Below are 14,804 nucleotides of genomic sequence, written 5' to 3' on the forward strand. Positions count from 1 at the left end.
AATCGTCGATTGGTTTTGACTTCGGTGCTAACCCCATGTATAATCACGTGTTTTCCGCGCGTGGTGTGCGGAAAAATTGGATCCAGAGTGAGGTTCTCAATGTACGCGGTCATAAAAACCGGCGGCAAGCAGTACAAGGTTGCCGTTGGCGAAAAACTCAAAGTAGAACAGATACCGGCTGACATTGACGCTGAAATCACGCTCGACCAGGTTCTCGCAGTGGGCGAAGGCGAATCGATTAAGTTCGGTGCGCCGCTGGTCAGTGGGGCTTCCGTCAAGGCCACCGTTGTGTCGCACGGTCGTCATGCCAAGGTCACCATCTTCAAGATGCGTCGCCGGAAGCACTACCAAAAGCACGGCGGCCACCGCCAGAACTACACTGAGCTGCGCATCGACGCGATCAACGCGTAAGCGCCTCGGTAAAGGAGCAATCAGATGGCACACAAAAAGGCAGGCGGCTCTTCCCGGAACGGCCGCGACTCCGAGTCGAAGCGTCTCGGCGTGAAAGTGTACGGCGGCCAGGCAATCAATGCCGGCGGCATCATCGTGCGTCAGCGCGGTACGCGCATGCACGCAGGCGAGAACGTCGGCATGGGCAAGGATCACACCCTGTTCGCGCTGGTCGACGGTCACGTCAAGTTCGCGACGAAGGGCGCGGACAAGAAGCATCTGGTCATCGTCGTCCCGGCGGCTGCCTAAGTCAGGCACCCACGGGCTTCGTAGCCGAAAGGCCCCGCAGTCTTCGCGGGGCCTTTTTTTATTTGGTCGCCGGGCGCATGCGCGGGCCGGCGACCCTCGCGCAACCGGCGTACGATCGGCCGAACGGCAGATTGTTCAAGCGTGCCGGCGCGCGGCACAATAGCGGAAATACTGGGCGGAGTGACGAATGAAGTTCATTGACGAAGCACGAATCGAAGTCATCGCCGGAGACGGGGGTGATGGCAGCGCGTCGATGCGCCGCGAGAAGTTCGTCCCGTTCGGCGGGCCGGACGGCGGCGACGGCGGCCGGGGCGGCAGCGTCTACGCGATCGCCGACCGCAACATCAATACGCTGATCGACTACCGATACGCGAAGAAGCATCTCGCGCGCAACGGCGAAAACGGTCGCGGCTCGGATTGCTACGGCAAGGGCGGCGACGACGTTACGCTGCGCATGCCGGTCGGCACGATCATCAGCGACATGGATACCGGCGAGCTGATCGCCGACCTGACCGAGCACGACCAGCAGGTGATGCTTGCCCAGGGTGGTGCCGGCGGGCTCGGCAACCTGCATTTCAAATCGAGCACGAACCGTGCGCCGCGCCAGAAGACGGACGGCAAGCCGGGCGAGCGGCGCATGCTGAAGCTCGAGCTGAAGGTGCTCGCCGACGTCGGTCTGCTCGGCATGCCGAACGCGGGCAAGTCGACGTTCATCTCGTCGGTGTCGAACGCGCGGCCGAAGATCGCCGACTACCCGTTCACGACGCTTGCGCCGAACCTCGGCGTGGTGCGGGTCGGCCCGAGCAAGAGCTTCGTGATCGCCGACATCCCGGGGCTGATCGAGGGCGCGGCCGAAGGCGCGGGCCTCGGGCATCAGTTCCTGCGCCACCTGCAGCGCACCGGCGTGCTGCTGCATCTGGTCGATCTGGCGCCGTTCGACGAAAGCGTCGATCCGGTCGCGGAAGCCACCGCGATCGTCGGCGAGCTGCGCAAGTACGACGAAGCGCTGTACGAAAAGCCGCGCTGGCTCGTGCTCAACAAGCTCGACATGGTGCCGGAAGACGAGCGCGAGGCGCGCGTCGCCGATTTCCTCGACCGTTTCGGCTGGGACGGCCCCGTGTTCGAGATTTCGGCGTTGACGGGCCAGGGCTGCGAAGCGCTGTGCTACGCGATCTACGATTACCTGTCCGAGCATTCGGACGCACACCGTGCGGCGGAAGCGGAAGATCTCGCGGCGGACGTGCGTTTCCGCGATGCGCCGCCGGCGAACGGCGGTGCGGCGCCGGGCGACGACGCCTGAGCGGTTCCGGAACGCGCCGGGCGTGCCGCCCGGCGTCGGCGTTCAATCGCGCCCTGCCGGGCAGGCACCAGATACAGGAGACAGTGCAGGATGCGTTCGATCATCGCGGATTCGAAGCGATTGGTGGTGAAGGTGGGTTCCAGCCTCGTGACCAACGACGGCAAGGGGCTCGATCATGCTGCAATCGGCCGCTGGGCAGCCCAGATCGCCGCATTGCGCGCGCAGGGCAAGGAAGTCGTGCTCGTCAGTTCGGGCGCGATCGCGGAAGGGATGCAGCGCCTCGGCTGGAGCAAGCGGCCGCGCGAAATCGACGAGTTGCAGGCCGCCGCGGCGGTCGGCCAGATGGGGCTCGCGCAGGTCTATGAGAGCCGCTTCACCGAGCACGACATCCGCACCGCGCAGATCCTGCTCACGCACGCCGACCTGGCCGATCGCGAGCGCTACCTGAATGCGCGCTCGACGCTGCTCACGCTGCTGCGGCTCGGCGTCGTGCCGATCATCAACGAGAACGACACGGTCGTCACCGACGAAATCAAGTTCGGCGACAACGACACGCTCGGCGCGCTCGTCGCGAACCTGATCGAAGGCGATGCGCTGATCATCCTGACGGACCAGACCGGGCTGTTCACGGCCGATCCGCGCAAGGACCCTAACGCGACGCTCGTCGCCGAGGCCAATGCGGGCGCGCCGGAGCTCGAGGCGATGGCCGGCGGCGCCGGTTCGAGCCTCGGTCGCGGCGGGATGCTGACGAAGATCCTCGCGGCGAAGCGTGCGGCACACAGCGGCGCGAACACCGTGATCGCGAGCGGCCGGGAGGCCGACGTGCTCGTGCGCCTGGCGGCCGGCGAGGCGATCGGCACCCAGCTGATCGCGCGTACCGCGCGGATGGCGGCGCGCAAGCAATGGATGGCCGACCATCTGCAGGTGCGCGGCCATGTCGTGATCGACGCCGGCGCGGTCGAAAAGCTGACGGCCGGCGGCAAGAGCCTGCTGCCGATCGGCGTGATCGACGTGCAGGGCGCGTTCGCGCGCGGCGAGGTGATCGCGTGTGTCGGCCCCGACGGGCGCGAAGTGGCGCGCGGGCTCACGAACTACAGCAGCGCGGAAACGAAGCTGATTCACCGCAAGCCGAGCGGCGAGATCGAGGCGGTGCTCGGCTACATGCTGGAGCCGGAACTGATCCATCGCGACAACCTCGTGCTGGTGTGATCGCCGGCCAGGTTTCGGGTGTCCAGGCAGTCCAGTGAAAAAGCCCGCGCGACGCGGGCTTTTTCGAGTGGCATGCGATGCGGAGGGCCCGCACCGTGCGCCGTCAACGCAACTGCGTCATCGCGGTGCGGTGGAACCGGATGTTTTCCAGGATCTGCCGGGTCGAGCCTTGCGGCATCTTGTTCGAGCAGAAGTAGTCCTGATACAGCGCGGAGTGGTAAGCGTTCAGTTCGCCGTTCTCGATGCGCCGCCAGTCGTTCTCGACCGTGCGATCCCAGCCGTTGTGGTCCGAGTTCAGGCCCGCGTACTGGCGCCATTCGTAGGTGTCGCAGCGGATGCCTTCGTAGTTCACGTTGCGCGCGCCGGCCGGGCTCGTGATGACGACCGCGTAGCGCACGACGCCATCGGAGCCGACGTCGAGCGACTTCGCGTCGACGAAGAACTTGAGCGGCGTGTTCTGCGATACGTTGAACGGCAGCAGGTCGCCCGTTTGCGGCAGCGGCGGCAGCGTGTCGACCGTGTTTTCCTTCCAGTTCCCCTGGCGGTCCAGCAGATAGACGAACTCGCTGTCATCCTTGTTGGACGGCGCTTTCGAATTCGCGCAGCCGGCCAGGGCAGCCATCGCGGCGATCGATGCGAGCGCGAGAGCAATCGCTTTCAATATGCATTCCTCGTAAAAAAAGGGCGCGACACCATGGTCGCGCCCGGTCATGCAGTCCGACTCGTCATTTGCCGACGATCACGTGGGGCGGCATCTCGTCGAGCGTGCTCGCCTCCACTTCGATCTCCGAACACACTACCGATGTGTCGACAATCGTCAGCGTCTGCTGGGCCTGTACGCCAATGACGCGCGGATAGCGCGACATTCGCGGCCCGCGCGGCTTCTCGGCTCGCTGCGCCGGGCGGCGCAGGAAGCGCGACAGTTCCGTCAGCGCCAACTGATAGACATCCCGCTTGAACTCGATCACCGCATCGAGCGGTACCCAGTACTCGTTCCAGCGCCACGCATCGAACTCCGGGTGATCGGTCGCGCGCAAGCAAATGTCGCAATCGCGTCCAACCATCCGCAGCAGGAACCAGATCTGCTTCTGGCCGCGGTAATGACCGCGTACTTCGCGTTTGATGAACTTGTCAGGCACCTCGTAACGCAACCAGTCGCGAGTGCGGCCGATTATCTTGACGTGTTCCGGATGCAGGCCCGTTTCCTCGTGCAGTTCCCGGTACATCGCCTGCATGGGGGTCTCGCCGTACTTGATCCCACCTTGAGGAAACTGCCAGGAATGCTCGCGGAGCCGCTTGCCCCAAAACACCTCGTTGCGCGCGTTCAAGAGGATGATGCCGACGTTCGGGCGAAAGCCTTCACGATCCAGCATACAACCACCTTCGAATCCTTTAAAATTGCTTTGATTATAAACAGATAACGGGCGCTGCGCACCGTGACGGAGCGAAACCGCGCGGGGTGCACCGGCTGAATTGTCCCTGATTAGTCTGCTACGTCATCTGCGCCATCGTCGTTCGTCGCGCGCAGCTTTTTCACCTTGAAACTTTTTCGGGCGCCCCGCCTGGGGGCGCCGTTTTTGGAACCGTCCGCATGAAAGCTTCCCGTTTCTTTATCGGCACCCTGAAAGAAGCTCCCGCCGACGCGGAGATCGTCAGCCACAAGCTGATGGTCCGCGCCGGCATGATCCGTCGCGTCGCCGGCGGCATCTATAACTACCTGCCGGTCGGCTTGCGTTCGATTCGCAAGGTCGAGGCGATCGTGCGCGAGGAAATGAACCGGGCGGGCGCCATCGAGCTGCTGATGCCGGCCGTGCAGCCGGCCGAGCTGTGGCAGGAATCGGGCCGCTGGGAACAGTACGGCCCCGAGCTGCTGCGCTTCAAGGACCGCAAGGACAACGACTTCGTGATCGGGCCGACGCACGAGGAAGTCATTACCGACATCGCGCGCAACCAGATCAAGAGCTACCGGCAGATGCCGGTGAACTTCTACCAGATCCAGACGAAGTTCCGCGACGAGATCCGTCCGCGCTTCGGCGTGATGCGCGGCCGCGAATTCATCATGAAGGACGCGTATTCGTTCGACAAGGACGCGGCCGGCCTGAACGAGTCGTATCGCAAGATGTACGACGCGTACGTGCGCATCTTCACGCGCCTCGGCCTCGAGTTCCGCGCGGTCGCGGCCGACAGCGGCTCGATCGGCGGCAATTTCTCGCACGAGTTCCACGTGATCGCCGACACCGGCGAGGACGCGATCGCCTACTGCCCGACCTCCGACTTCGCGGCGAACATCGAAGCGGCCGAAGCGCTGCCGCTGATCGCCGAACGCGCGGCGCCGGCGCAAGCGCTGGAAAAGGTCGCGACGCCCGGCAAGGCGAAGTGCGAAGCCGTTGCCGAACTGCTGGCGATCCCGCTCGAGCGCACGATCAAGTCGATCGTGCTCGCGACCGACAACGAAGGCGCCGAGCCGACGATCTGGCTGGTGATGCTGCGCGGCGACCACGACCTGAACGAGATCAAGGTGTCGAAGCTGCCGGGCCTGAAGAACCACCGCTTCGCGACCGAACAGGAAATCGTCGAGTGGTTCGGCACGCCGCCGGGCTACCTCGGCCCGGTCGGCACGAAGAAGCCCGTGAAGGTGATCGCGGACCGTACGGTCGCGAACATGAGCGACTTCGTCGTCGGCGCGAACGAGGTCGACTATCACATCGCCGGCGTGAACTGGGGCCGCGACCTGCCGGAGCCGGACGTCGCCGACGTGCGCAACGTGAAGAAGGGCGACGCGTCGCCGGACGGCAAGGGCGTGATCGACATCTGCCGCGGGATCGAGGTCGGCCACGTGTTCCAGCTCGGCACCAAGTATTCGGAAGCGATGGGTGCGACGTTCCTCGACGAGTCGGGCAAGCCGCAGCCGATGCTGATGGGCTGCTACGGCGTCGGCGTCACGCGCATTCTCGGCGCGGCGATCGAACAGAACTTCGACGACAAGGGCATCATCTGGCCCGAGTCGATCGCGCCGTTCGAAGTCGTGCTGTGTCCGATGGGCTATGACCGCAGCGAGATGGTGCGCGAGACGGCCGACAAGCTGTACGCGGAACTCGTCGCGGCCGGCATCGACGTGATCCTCGACGACCGCGGCGAGCGCCCGGGCGTGATGTTCGCCGACTGGGAACTGATCGGCGTGCCGCACCGCCTGGTGATCGGCGAGCGCGGCCTGAAGGAAGGCAAGATCGAGTACCAGGGCCGCCGCGACGCCGAAGCGACGCTGTTGCCGGCCGACGCGGCTGCGGCGACGGTCGCGGAGAAGATCCGCGCCGCGCTCGCCCGCTAAGCTCGGCGCCCGGGGGACACGATGGAATACACGTTCCTGTCGGCCACCGTGCTCCTGGTGCTGATCACCGATCCGCTCGGCAACATCCCGCTGTTCATTTCGGCGATGCGGGACGTGCCGCGCGAGCGGCGCGTGAAGCTGATCCTGCGTGAAGTGGGGATCGCGTTCGTGATCCTGCTGTTCTTCATGGTGGTCGGCGACCGCTTCCTGCGGATGATGAGCCTCACCGACCTGTCGCTGCGGCTCGGCGGCGGGATCGTGCTGTTCCTGATCGCGCTGCGGATGATCTTCCCGCACCCGGACGGCGCGCTCGGCAGCGATCCGCGCGCGGGCGGCGAACCGTTCATCGTGCCGCTCGCGATTCCGGCACTCGCCGGGCCGTCCGCGCTGGCGACGGTGATGCTGCTGACGTCGCAGGCGCCCGGCAAGATGCTCGAGTGGGCCGGCGCGCTGACGGTCACGATGCTCGTCTGCGCGATCACGCTGGTGCTGGCCGAGCGGATCCAGCAATGGCTCGGCGAGCGGACGGTCGCGGCGTTCGAGCGGCTGATGGGCCTCGTGCTCGTCGCGATCTCGGTCGAGATGCTGCTGGCCGGCATTCGCGCGTTCGTGCACCAGTTGTAGGGCAGGCCGCGTACGCACGAAAAAAGCGGCGCGCCGGGAAACCGGCGCGCCGCTTTTCTTATGGGGCCGGCAGGGCGGCGATCAGACGTCGGCGGTCAGCGCGCGGATCGTCGGCAGGTTGCGCCAGTAGCCCTTTGCGTCCATCCCGCAGCCGAACACGTAGCGGTCCGGCACCGAGAAGCCGCAGAAGTCGGGGTGCAGCGGCTTCGCCTTCGCGAGCGTCTTCTCGCACAGCACGGCCGACATGAAGCGCTGCGCGCCCATGTCGAGGATCCGGTCGCGGATCGCGGCCATCGTCTCGCCCTCGTCGAGGATGTCGTCGAGCACGAGCACGATCCGGTCCTTCACCGATTCGCGCGGCGCGACGCGCCAGTGCATTTCCGGGCTGCCCTGCGTCGTGTTGCGGTAGCGGGTCAGGTGGATGTAGTCGAATTCGAGCGGGAAATCGAGATGCGGCAGCAGCATCCCGGTAAACACCGCGGCGCCGCCCATCACCGAGAGAACGAGCGGGAACGCGTCGCCGATCTCGGCGCGGATCGCGTCGGCCATCTTGGAGATCGACGCGTTGACGGCATCGGCCGACACGATCTCTTCGGAGTGGTTGAAAATGTGGAGGGCTTCTTCGCGGTTCATGTGTTCTGGCGGGCAGTCGGTATACAAATAAGAATGAAGCAGAACGGCGGGCGCGCGCTACAGCAAAAACCCGCGCGCCCGGCCGGCGGGCGGAATCAGCGCATGCCGGGCATCATGCCCTTCAGGCCGCGCATCATCTTCTGCATGTTGCCGCCCTTCAGCTTCTTCATCATCGTACGCATCTGATCGTACTGGTTCAGCATCCGGTTGACTTCCTGCACCGGCACGCCCGCGCCGGCTGCAATGCGGCGCTTGCGCGTCGCCTTGATGATTTCGGGTTTGGCGCGCTCGGCCGGCGTCATCGAGCTGATGATGCCTTCCATCCGGCGGATCTGCTTTTCGGCCTGGCCCATGTCGGCCCCGGCGGCCGCCTGCTGGAACTGCGCGGGCAGCTTGTCCATCAGCGACGACAGGCCGCCCATGTTCTTCATCTGCGAGATCTGCGCGCGGAAATCGTTCAGGTCGAAGTCGCCGCCTTTCTTGACCTTGTCGGCCAGCTTCTGCGCGGCCTGCACGTCGACGCCGCGCTGTGCCTCCTCGACGAGCGCGAGGATGTCGCCCATGCCGAGGATCCGGTTTGCCATCCGGTCGGGGTGGAACACTTCCAGGCCGTCGAGCTTCTCGGCGACGCCGACGAACTTGATCGGCTTGCCCGTGATGTGGCGCACCGACAGCGCGGCGCCGCCGCGCGAGTCGCCGTCGAGCTTGGTCAGCACGACGCCGGTGAGCGGCAGCGTGTCGTTGAACGCCTTCGCGGTGTTGACCGCATCCTGGCCGAGCATCGCGTCGACGACGAACAGCGTTTCGGCCGGCTTCAGCGTGCCGTGCAGCGCGGCGATTTCCTGCATCATCGCCTCGTCGATACCGAGGCGGCCGGCCGTGTCGACGATCAGTACGTCATGGTAGTGGCGCTTCGCCCAGTCGACGGCCGCAATTGCGATGTCGACGGGTTTCTGGTCGGGCGTGGACGGGAAGAAGTCGGCGCCGACCTGTTCGCTCACCGTTTTCAGCTGCATGATCGCGGCCGGGCGATACACGTCGCACGACACGGTCAGCACCTTCTTCTTGTACTTCTCGCGCAGCAGCTTCGCGAGCTTGCCGGCGGTCGTGGTCTTGCCCGCGCCCTGCAGGCCGGCCATCAGGATCACGGCGGGCGGCGTGACCGCGAGGTTCAGCTCGGCGGCCTTGCCTTCGTAGTCGCCGCCGATCACGGCGGTCAGTTCCTTCTGGACCACGCCGACGAGCGCCTGGCCCGGCGACAGGCTGCTGATCACTTCTTCGCCGAGCGCCTTTTCCTTGACCTTGGCGATGAATTCGCGGACGACCGGCAGCGAAACGTCGGCCTCGAGCAGCGCGAGACGCACCTCGCGGAGCATCTCCTGCGTGTTCGCCTCGGTGAGCCGGGCCTCGCCGCGCAGCGTCTTGACGACGCGCGCCATCCGTTGAGTGAGATTGTCGAGCATGGGGAGCGATGGACAGTGGGGCCCGAAGGCGCGGCGGAACCGAACAAAGGGAGCCGTCGCGGGAAGGGGGCCTAGTGTAAACTTCGAACATGGATATTGTACTGTATGCCCTCACCGCATTCCTGTACGGCGGCCTCGCCGTCGCAGGCTGGCGGACGCACCGCCAGGGTGCGACGCCGCTCGTCGCGAGCGTGCCGGCCGTGCCGGTTCCCGCGTCCGCCGCGTCGGGGATGAGCGGGGCCGGCCGCGCGCTGCTGTTCGCCGCGCTCGTCGCGCACGGCGTACTGCTCCACATGACGATCTTTCCGAACGACGCGATGGTGTTCGGCTTCGCGTTCGCGCTGTCCGCGATGTTCTGGCTCGGCGCCGGCATCTACTGGATCGAGAGCTTCTTCTTCCCGCTCGACAGCCTGCGCCTGCTGGTCTTGCCGCTCGCGTGCGGCGCGTCGCTGCTGCCGCTCGTGTTCGGCGGCGTGCGGGTGCTTCCTTATGCCGCGGCGCCGCTGTTCAAGCTGCACTTCCTGATTGCGAACATCGCGTACGGGCTGTTCGCGATCGCCGCGCTGCACGCGATCCTGATGCTGATGGTCGAGCGGCGGCTGCAGTCGCTGCGCAGCGGCGGGCGCGACGGCTCGACGGGCTGGATCGCGAGCTGGCTCGAAACGCTGCCGCCGCTGCTCACGCTCGAGAAGCTGCTGTTCCGCCTGATCGGCGCCGGCTTCGTGCTGCTCACGCTGACGCTCGCGTCGGGCATCCTGTTCAGCGAGCAGATCGACGCGCGCGCGCTGCGGCTCGACCACAAGACCGTGTTCGCGATCCTGTCGTGGCTGATGTTCGGCGGCCTGCTGGTTGCCCGCAAGACGTCGGGCTGGCGCGGCCGCGGCGCCGCGCGCTGGGTGCTCGTGTCGTTCGCCGCGCTGCTGCTCGCGTATGTCGGCAGCCGGTTCGTTTTCGAGGTGCTGCTGCACCGTTCCGTGGTTTGACCGCAGGTTTCCGATGCGACAGATTCTTCTCCTGATCCTTCTCTTCTTCGCGGGTTCGTGGCTCGCGCGCAAGCTGCGCCACGCGCAGGAGCATGCGCAGGCGCGCACCGGCCGCGGCGCCGGTTACGACGGCGCGTCCGGCGCCGGCGGCCCCGGAGCCGCGCGGCCGAACGGCGACGCGCGGTCGCTGCCCGAGCCGATGGTGCGCTGCGCCGAATGCGGCGTGCATGCGCCGAAGGGCGAAGCGGTCGCCGCGGGCGGCGACTACTTCTGCAGCGCCGAGCACGCGCAGCGCCACGCCGCGCGCGCGAACGGTCGCGACGTGCGATGAGCGACGCGCCGACGTTGTCGGTCGACGCGAACGGCTGGGTGCGCGAAGCGCGCCATGCGCCGTCGCCGAACTTCGAGAGGCGGCCCGCGGGCGCGGTGCCGACGCTCGTGGTTGTCCACAACATCAGCCTGCCGCCCGGCGAATTCGGCGGCGACGCGATCGAGTCGCTGTTCCTGAACCGCCTCGACTGCGATGCGCACCCGTATTACCAGCGCCACCTGCGCGGCGTGCGCGTGTCCGCCCATTTCCTGATCCGCCGCGGCGGCGAGCTCGTGCAGTTCGTGTCGTGCGACGAGCGCGCGTGGCACGCGGGCTCGTCCGAGTTCTTCGGCCGGACGCGCTGCAACGACTTCTCGATCGGCATCGAGCTCGAAGGCGCGGACGACGTGCCGTTCGACGACGCGCAATACGCGGTGCTCGCCGCGCTGTCCCGCGCGCTCGCCGCGCGCTACCCGGTCGACGCATTCGCCGGGCACTCGGACGTCGCGCCGGGCCGCAAGACCGACCCGGGCCCGCACTTCGATTGGCAACGCTTCGCGAGCGATGCCGGTTTTTCCGCCGAATACTTTCCTTTCCGTCAGCACTGATCGCGGGGTTTTTTGAGCGGAGAAAGTTTTTTCTCCGACCAATGCCTTGTCGTGTCTGCGCGTGAGCGATGTCAAGACCTTCACCGCAAATTATCCGTTTTGACCTCGTCCGAATGTCCACTATACTTGGTGCCAGTTGAGCAGTTCTGTACTAGATATAGTGTGTGTCGCAGGGGAAAACCCGAGCGGCACCGGCCGGCGGGCAACGCCGGCGGACAGGGTTCTCAGGGCGGCGCGTCAGGCCGGGCGGTCCGGGCGTCGCGATCAGCGCAGCGAACATCGACGGGGCAGGGTAGACATGACGAAGCACACGACCGGCCAGGTTGTCGCGCATCGACCGAACCGGCTTCCCCGGCGCATCGCTCGCCTCTTACCGCTCGCGCACCGCGTTGCGCGGCGTTCGTTTTAATCCGCGGTTCTTTCTCTCCGCACCATCCAACACCAGGAGCTTTGCACATGCAAACCACCGACAACGCGACGTCCCAGTACGAGAGCGCCTCGAGCCGTCCGCTCGGCGGGACCGACCAGGGCGCGAAGGCGCTCGCGCCGCAGGCCACGTTCGCCGACTACAAGGTGATCCGCCGCAACGGCAGCGTGGTGTCGTTCGAACCCTCGAAGATCGCGATCGCGGTGACCAAGGCTTTCCTGGCCGTCAACGGCGGGCAGGGCGCGGCTTCGGCGCGCGTGCGCGAGCAGGTCGAACAGCTGACGCACAACGTCGTGCGTGCACTCGTGCGCAGCCGCCCGAACGGCGGTACGTTCCATATCGAAGACATCCAGGACCAGGTCGAACTCGCGCTGATGCGCGGCGGCGAGCACAACGTCGCGCGTGCGTACGTGCTGTATCGCGAGAAGCGTCACCTCGAGCGCCAGCATGCGGGCGAGGACGCAGCGGCAGCGGGCGGCGAGTCGAGCACCGGCATCAACGTCGTCGACAACGGCGTCACGCGCCCGCTCGACCTGAACGCGCTGCGCGCGCTGATCGTGTCGGCATGCGAAGGCCTCGGTGCTGCGGTTAACCCTGACCCGATCGTCGCGGAGACGGTGAAGAACCTGTACGACGGCGTGCCGATGAGCCAGGTCTACGACTCGGCGATCCTCGCGGCGCGCACGATGATCGAGAAGGACCCGGCCTACAGCCAGGTCACGGCCCGCATCCTGCTGCACACGATCCGTCGCGAGATCCTCGGCGAGGAAGTCGTGCAGGCCGAGATGTCGACCCGCTACGCGGAATACTTCCCGCAGTTCCTGAAGCGCGGCGTCGATGCCGGCCTGCTCGACGACAAGCTGCTGCAGTTCGACCTGAAGCGCCTCGGCGAAGCCCTCGACGCGAACCGCGACCTGCAGTTCGGCTACCTGGGCCTGCAGACGCTGTACGACCGCTACTTCCTGCACGTCGAAGGCACCCGCATCGAAATGCCGCAGGCATTCTTCATGCGCGTCGCGATGGGCCTGTCGCTGAACGAGATCGACCGCGAAACGCGTGCGATCGAGTTCTACAACGTGCTGTCGAGCTTCGACTTCATGAGCTCGACGCCGACGCTGTTCAACTCGGGCACGCACCGCTCGCAGCTGTCGTCGTGCTACCTGACGACGGTCGCGGACGATCTCGACGGCATCTATGAAGCGCTGAAGGAAAACGCGCTGCTGTCGAAGTTCGCCGGCGGCCTCGGCAACGACTGGACGCGTGTGCGCGCACTCGGCTCGCATATCAAGGGCACGAACGGCAAGTCGCAAGGCGTGGTCCCGTTCCTGAAGGTCGTGAACGACACGGCCGTCGCGGTGAACCAGGGCGGCAAGCGCAAGGGCGCGGTCTGCGCGTACCTCGAATCGTGGCACCTCGACATCGAGGAGTTCCTCGAGCTGCGCAAGAACACCGGTGACGACCGTCGCCGTACGCACGACATGAACACGGCGAACTGGATTCCCGACCTGTTCATGAAGCGCGTGATGGAAGGCGCCGACTGGACGCTGTTCTCGCCGTCGACCTGCCCGGACCTGCACGACAAGTTCGGTGCCGACTTCGAGAAGGCTTACACGGCTTACGAAGAGAAGGTCGCGCGCGGCGAGATCAAGCTGTTCAAGAAGATCCCGGCGCAGCAGCTCTGGCGCAAGATGCTCGGCATGCTGTTCGAGACGGGTCACCCGTGGATCACGTTCAAGGATCCGTGCAACGTCCGCTCGCCGCAGCAGCACGTCGGCGTCGTCCACTCGTCGAACCTGTGCACGGAAATCACGCTGAACACGAGCGACACCGAAATCGCGGTGTGCAACCTCGGCTCGGTGAACCTCGTCGCCCATCTGGTGAAGCAGGCCGACGGCAGCTACGCGCTCGACCACGACAAGCTGAAGCGCACGATCAGCGTCGCGATGCGCATGCTCGACAACGTGATCGACATCAACTACTACGCGGTGCCGAAGGCGCGTAACTCGAACCTGAAGCACCGCCCGGTCGGCATGGGCATCATGGGCTTCCAGGACTGCCTGCACCTGCTGCGCACGCCGTACGCGTCGGAAGCGGCGGTCGAGTTCGCGGACCGGTCGATGGAAGCGGTCTGCTACTACGCGTACTACGCGTCGACCGAGCTGGCCGAAGAGCGCGGCCGCTACTCGAGCTACCGCGGCTCGCTGTGGGATCGCGGCATCCTTCCGCAGGACACGCTGAAGCTGCTGACGGAAGCGCGCGGCGGCTATGTCGAGGTCGACACGTCGGAGTCGCTCGACTGGACGACGCTGCGTTCGCGGATCGCCGCGCACGGCATGCGCAACTCGAACTGCGTCGCGATCGCGCCGACGGCGACGATCTCGAACATCATCGGTGTGTCGGCCTGTATCGAGCCGACCTTCCAGAACCTGTACGTGAAGTCGAACCTGTCGGGCGAATTCACGGTGGTGAACGAGTACCTGGTGCGCGACCTGAAGGAACGCGGCCTGTGGGACGAAGTGATGGTCGCCGACCTGAAGTACTTCGACGGCATGCTGTCGCGCATCGACCGCATCCCGGCCGACCTGCGCGCGATCTACGCGACCGCGTTCGAAGTCGACCCGACGTGGCTGGTCGAAGCGGCATCGCGTCGCCAGAAGTGGATCGACCAGGCGCAGTCGCTGAACATCTACATGGGCGGCGCGTCGGGCAAGAAGCTCGACGAGGTCTACAAGCTCGCATGGCTGCGCGGCCTGAAGACGACCTACTACCTCCGCACGATGGCGGCGACGCACGTCGAGAAGTCGACGGTCGCACACGGCGCGCTGAACGCCGTGCCGACGGGCGGCGCGGGCAACGGCGGTTCGGGCAGCGGCGGCGCGCAAGGCGCGGCAGGCGGCTTCGGTGCGGCGGGTGGCGATGTGTCGTCGGGCGCGATCAATGCAGCGCCGGCACTCGCGCCGGTCGAGGCGGACGGTCCGGTGTGCACGATGCGTCCGGGCGATCCGGGCTTCGACGAGTGCGAAGCGTGCCAGTAACGCAGTGCGCCTGACCTGAGAAGCAGGCAAAGGCGGCGCACACGACGACCGATCGAGGTTGAAGTGTGCGCCGCTCTCAACTAAAAAAATGATAAGGAATCTGTAACGCGCCACCTGCGTTGCAGGCAGTGACAAGCGATCGAAACATCCCCGACGGCGTCGCGTTTCGATCGGCGTTCGATGCG

The 14,804-nt window shown here is 65.9% G+C and carries 14 protein-coding genes; 10 read left to right on the top strand and 4 right to left on the bottom strand.

Annotation, left to right across the window (positions count from 1 at the left end):
- Nucleotides 1-99: 99 nt before the first annotated feature.
- The 4 genes from rplU (at nt 100) to proB (ending at nt 3,208) form a co-directional block, all read left to right on the top strand.
- Entirely contained in the window at nt 100-411 is a 312-nt protein-coding gene (gene rplU, locus VXM69_RS21995; protein ID WP_027783472.1) for a 50S ribosomal protein L21, read from the top strand.
- A gap of 24 nt (nt 412-435) precedes the next feature.
- Nucleotides 436-699 carry a 50S ribosomal protein L27 gene (rpmA, locus tag VXM69_RS22000; protein WP_006476999.1) on the top strand — a complete coding sequence of 88 codons (264 nt, stop codon included), beginning with the start codon at nt 436-438 and terminating at the stop codon, nt 697-699.
- 187 nt (nt 700-886) lie between these two features.
- On the top strand, nt 887-1,999 hold the full coding sequence (obgE, locus tag VXM69_RS22005; RefSeq protein WP_034186369.1) for a GTPase ObgE: 1,113 nt from the start codon (nt 887-889) through the stop codon (nt 1,997-1,999).
- A 90-nt stretch (nt 2,000-2,089) separates the two neighbouring features.
- Nucleotides 2,090-3,208 (top strand): glutamate 5-kinase, encoded by a 1,119-nt coding sequence (gene proB / locus VXM69_RS22010; protein ID WP_034186370.1) that lies wholly within the window; start codon nt 2,090-2,092, stop codon nt 3,206-3,208.
- Between the two features lie 103 nt (nt 3,209-3,311).
- Here proB and VXM69_RS22015 read toward each other — a convergent pair whose 3' ends face one another.
- Nucleotides 3,312-3,920 (bottom strand): CNP1-like family protein, encoded by a 609-nt coding sequence (locus VXM69_RS22015; protein WP_034186371.1) that lies wholly within the window; start codon nt 3,918-3,920, stop codon nt 3,312-3,314.
- A gap of 13 nt (nt 3,921-3,933) precedes the next feature.
- Nucleotides 3,934-4,581, bottom strand: a complete 648-nt coding sequence (locus tag VXM69_RS22020) for an RNA pyrophosphohydrolase (RefSeq protein WP_034186372.1) — start codon at nt 4,579-4,581, stop codon at nt 3,934-3,936.
- Between the two features lie 218 nt (nt 4,582-4,799).
- Between VXM69_RS22020 and VXM69_RS22025 the strand changes: the two genes are divergently transcribed.
- Nucleotides 4,800-6,536 carry a proline--tRNA ligase gene (locus tag VXM69_RS22025; protein WP_049030429.1) on the top strand — a complete coding sequence of 579 codons (1,737 nt, stop codon included), beginning with the start codon at nt 4,800-4,802 and terminating at the stop codon, nt 6,534-6,536.
- A 21-nt stretch (nt 6,537-6,557) separates the two neighbouring features.
- Nucleotides 6,558-7,160 carry a MarC family protein gene (locus VXM69_RS22030; RefSeq protein WP_034186374.1) on the top strand — a complete coding sequence of 201 codons (603 nt, stop codon included), beginning with the start codon at nt 6,558-6,560 and terminating at the stop codon, nt 7,158-7,160.
- 81 nt (nt 7,161-7,241) lie between these two features.
- On the opposite strand, the gene VXM69_RS22035 is transcribed toward VXM69_RS22030, so the two are convergent.
- Entirely contained in the window at nt 7,242-7,793 is a 552-nt protein-coding gene (locus VXM69_RS22035; protein WP_034186375.1) for a hypoxanthine-guanine phosphoribosyltransferase, read from the bottom strand.
- 95 nt (nt 7,794-7,888) lie between these two features.
- The gene (gene ffh, locus VXM69_RS22040) at nt 7,889-9,256 is read right to left on the bottom strand and encodes a signal recognition particle protein (RefSeq protein WP_034186376.1); all 1,368 of its coding nucleotides are present in this window, start codon (nt 9,254-9,256) and stop codon (nt 7,889-7,891) included.
- 89 nt (nt 9,257-9,345) lie between these two features.
- Here ffh and VXM69_RS22045 point away from each other — a divergent pair, with 89 nt between their 5' ends.
- The 4 genes from VXM69_RS22045 (at nt 9,346) to VXM69_RS22060 (ending at nt 14,619) form a co-directional block, all read left to right on the top strand.
- Nucleotides 9,346-10,239: an inner membrane protein YpjD gene (locus VXM69_RS22045; protein ID WP_034186377.1), complete on the top strand. Its 894-nt coding sequence runs from the start codon at nt 9,346-9,348 to the stop codon at nt 10,237-10,239.
- Between the two features lie 13 nt (nt 10,240-10,252).
- A complete protein-coding gene (locus VXM69_RS22050; protein WP_034186378.1) occupies nt 10,253-10,570 on the top strand; it encodes a PP0621 family protein in 318 nt (105 codons plus the stop codon).
- Complete coding sequence (gene ampD / locus VXM69_RS22055; protein ID WP_034186379.1) at nt 10,567-11,157, top strand: 1,6-anhydro-N-acetylmuramyl-L-alanine amidase AmpD; 591 nt, start codon at nt 10,567-10,569, stop codon at nt 11,155-11,157. Before VXM69_RS22050 ends, ampD begins: the two co-directional genes overlap by 4 nt.
- 456 nt (nt 11,158-11,613) lie before the next feature.
- Entirely contained in the window at nt 11,614-14,619 is a 3,006-nt protein-coding gene (locus VXM69_RS22060) for a ribonucleoside-diphosphate reductase subunit alpha (RefSeq protein WP_343727931.1), read from the top strand.
- Nucleotides 14,620-14,804 lie beyond the last annotated feature (185 nt).

Origin of the sequence: Burkholderia sp. Ed8 (assembly GCF_040761425.1) — a bacterium.
GTDB classification, from domain to species: Bacteria; Pseudomonadota; Gammaproteobacteria; order Burkholderiales; family Burkholderiaceae; genus Burkholderia; species Burkholderia seminalis.

Bases quoted from the DNA above. Each gene is read 5' to 3' on its own strand.
- obgE (WP_034186369.1), top strand. From the start codon at position 887: ATGAAGTTCATTGACGAAGCACGAATCGAAGTCATCGCCGGAGACGGG.
- rplU (WP_027783472.1), top strand. From the start codon at position 100: ATGTACGCGGTCATAAAAACCGGCGGCAAGCAGTACAAGGTTGCCGTT.
- VXM69_RS22025 (WP_049030429.1), top strand. From the start codon at position 4,800: ATGAAAGCTTCCCGTTTCTTTATCGGCACCCTGAAAGAAGCTCCCGCC.
- rpmA (WP_006476999.1), top strand. From the start codon at position 436: ATGGCACACAAAAAGGCAGGCGGCTCTTCCCGGAACGGCCGCGACTCC.
- VXM69_RS22050 (WP_034186378.1), top strand. From the start codon at position 10,253: ATGCGACAGATTCTTCTCCTGATCCTTCTCTTCTTCGCGGGTTCGTGG.
- VXM69_RS22030 (WP_034186374.1), top strand. From the start codon at position 6,558: ATGGAATACACGTTCCTGTCGGCCACCGTGCTCCTGGTGCTGATCACC.
- VXM69_RS22045 (WP_034186377.1), top strand. From the start codon at position 9,346: ATGGATATTGTACTGTATGCCCTCACCGCATTCCTGTACGGCGGCCTC.
- VXM69_RS22020 (WP_034186372.1), bottom strand. From the start codon at position 4,581: ATGCTGGATCGTGAAGGCTTTCGCCCGAACGTCGGCATCATCCTCTTG.
- VXM69_RS22035 (WP_034186375.1), bottom strand. From the start codon at position 7,793: ATGAACCGCGAAGAAGCCCTCCACATTTTCAACCACTCCGAAGAGATC.
- ampD (WP_034186379.1), top strand. From the start codon at position 10,567: ATGAGCGACGCGCCGACGTTGTCGGTCGACGCGAACGGCTGGGTGCGC.
- VXM69_RS22015 (WP_034186371.1), bottom strand. From the start codon at position 3,920: ATGACCGGGCGCGACCATGGTGTCGCGCCCTTTTTTTACGAGGAATGC.
- VXM69_RS22060 (WP_343727931.1), top strand. From the start codon at position 11,614: ATGCAAACCACCGACAACGCGACGTCCCAGTACGAGAGCGCCTCGAGC.
- ffh (WP_034186376.1), bottom strand. From the start codon at position 9,256: ATGCTCGACAATCTCACTCAACGGATGGCGCGCGTCGTCAAGACGCTG.
- proB (WP_034186370.1), top strand. From the start codon at position 2,090: ATGCGTTCGATCATCGCGGATTCGAAGCGATTGGTGGTGAAGGTGGGT.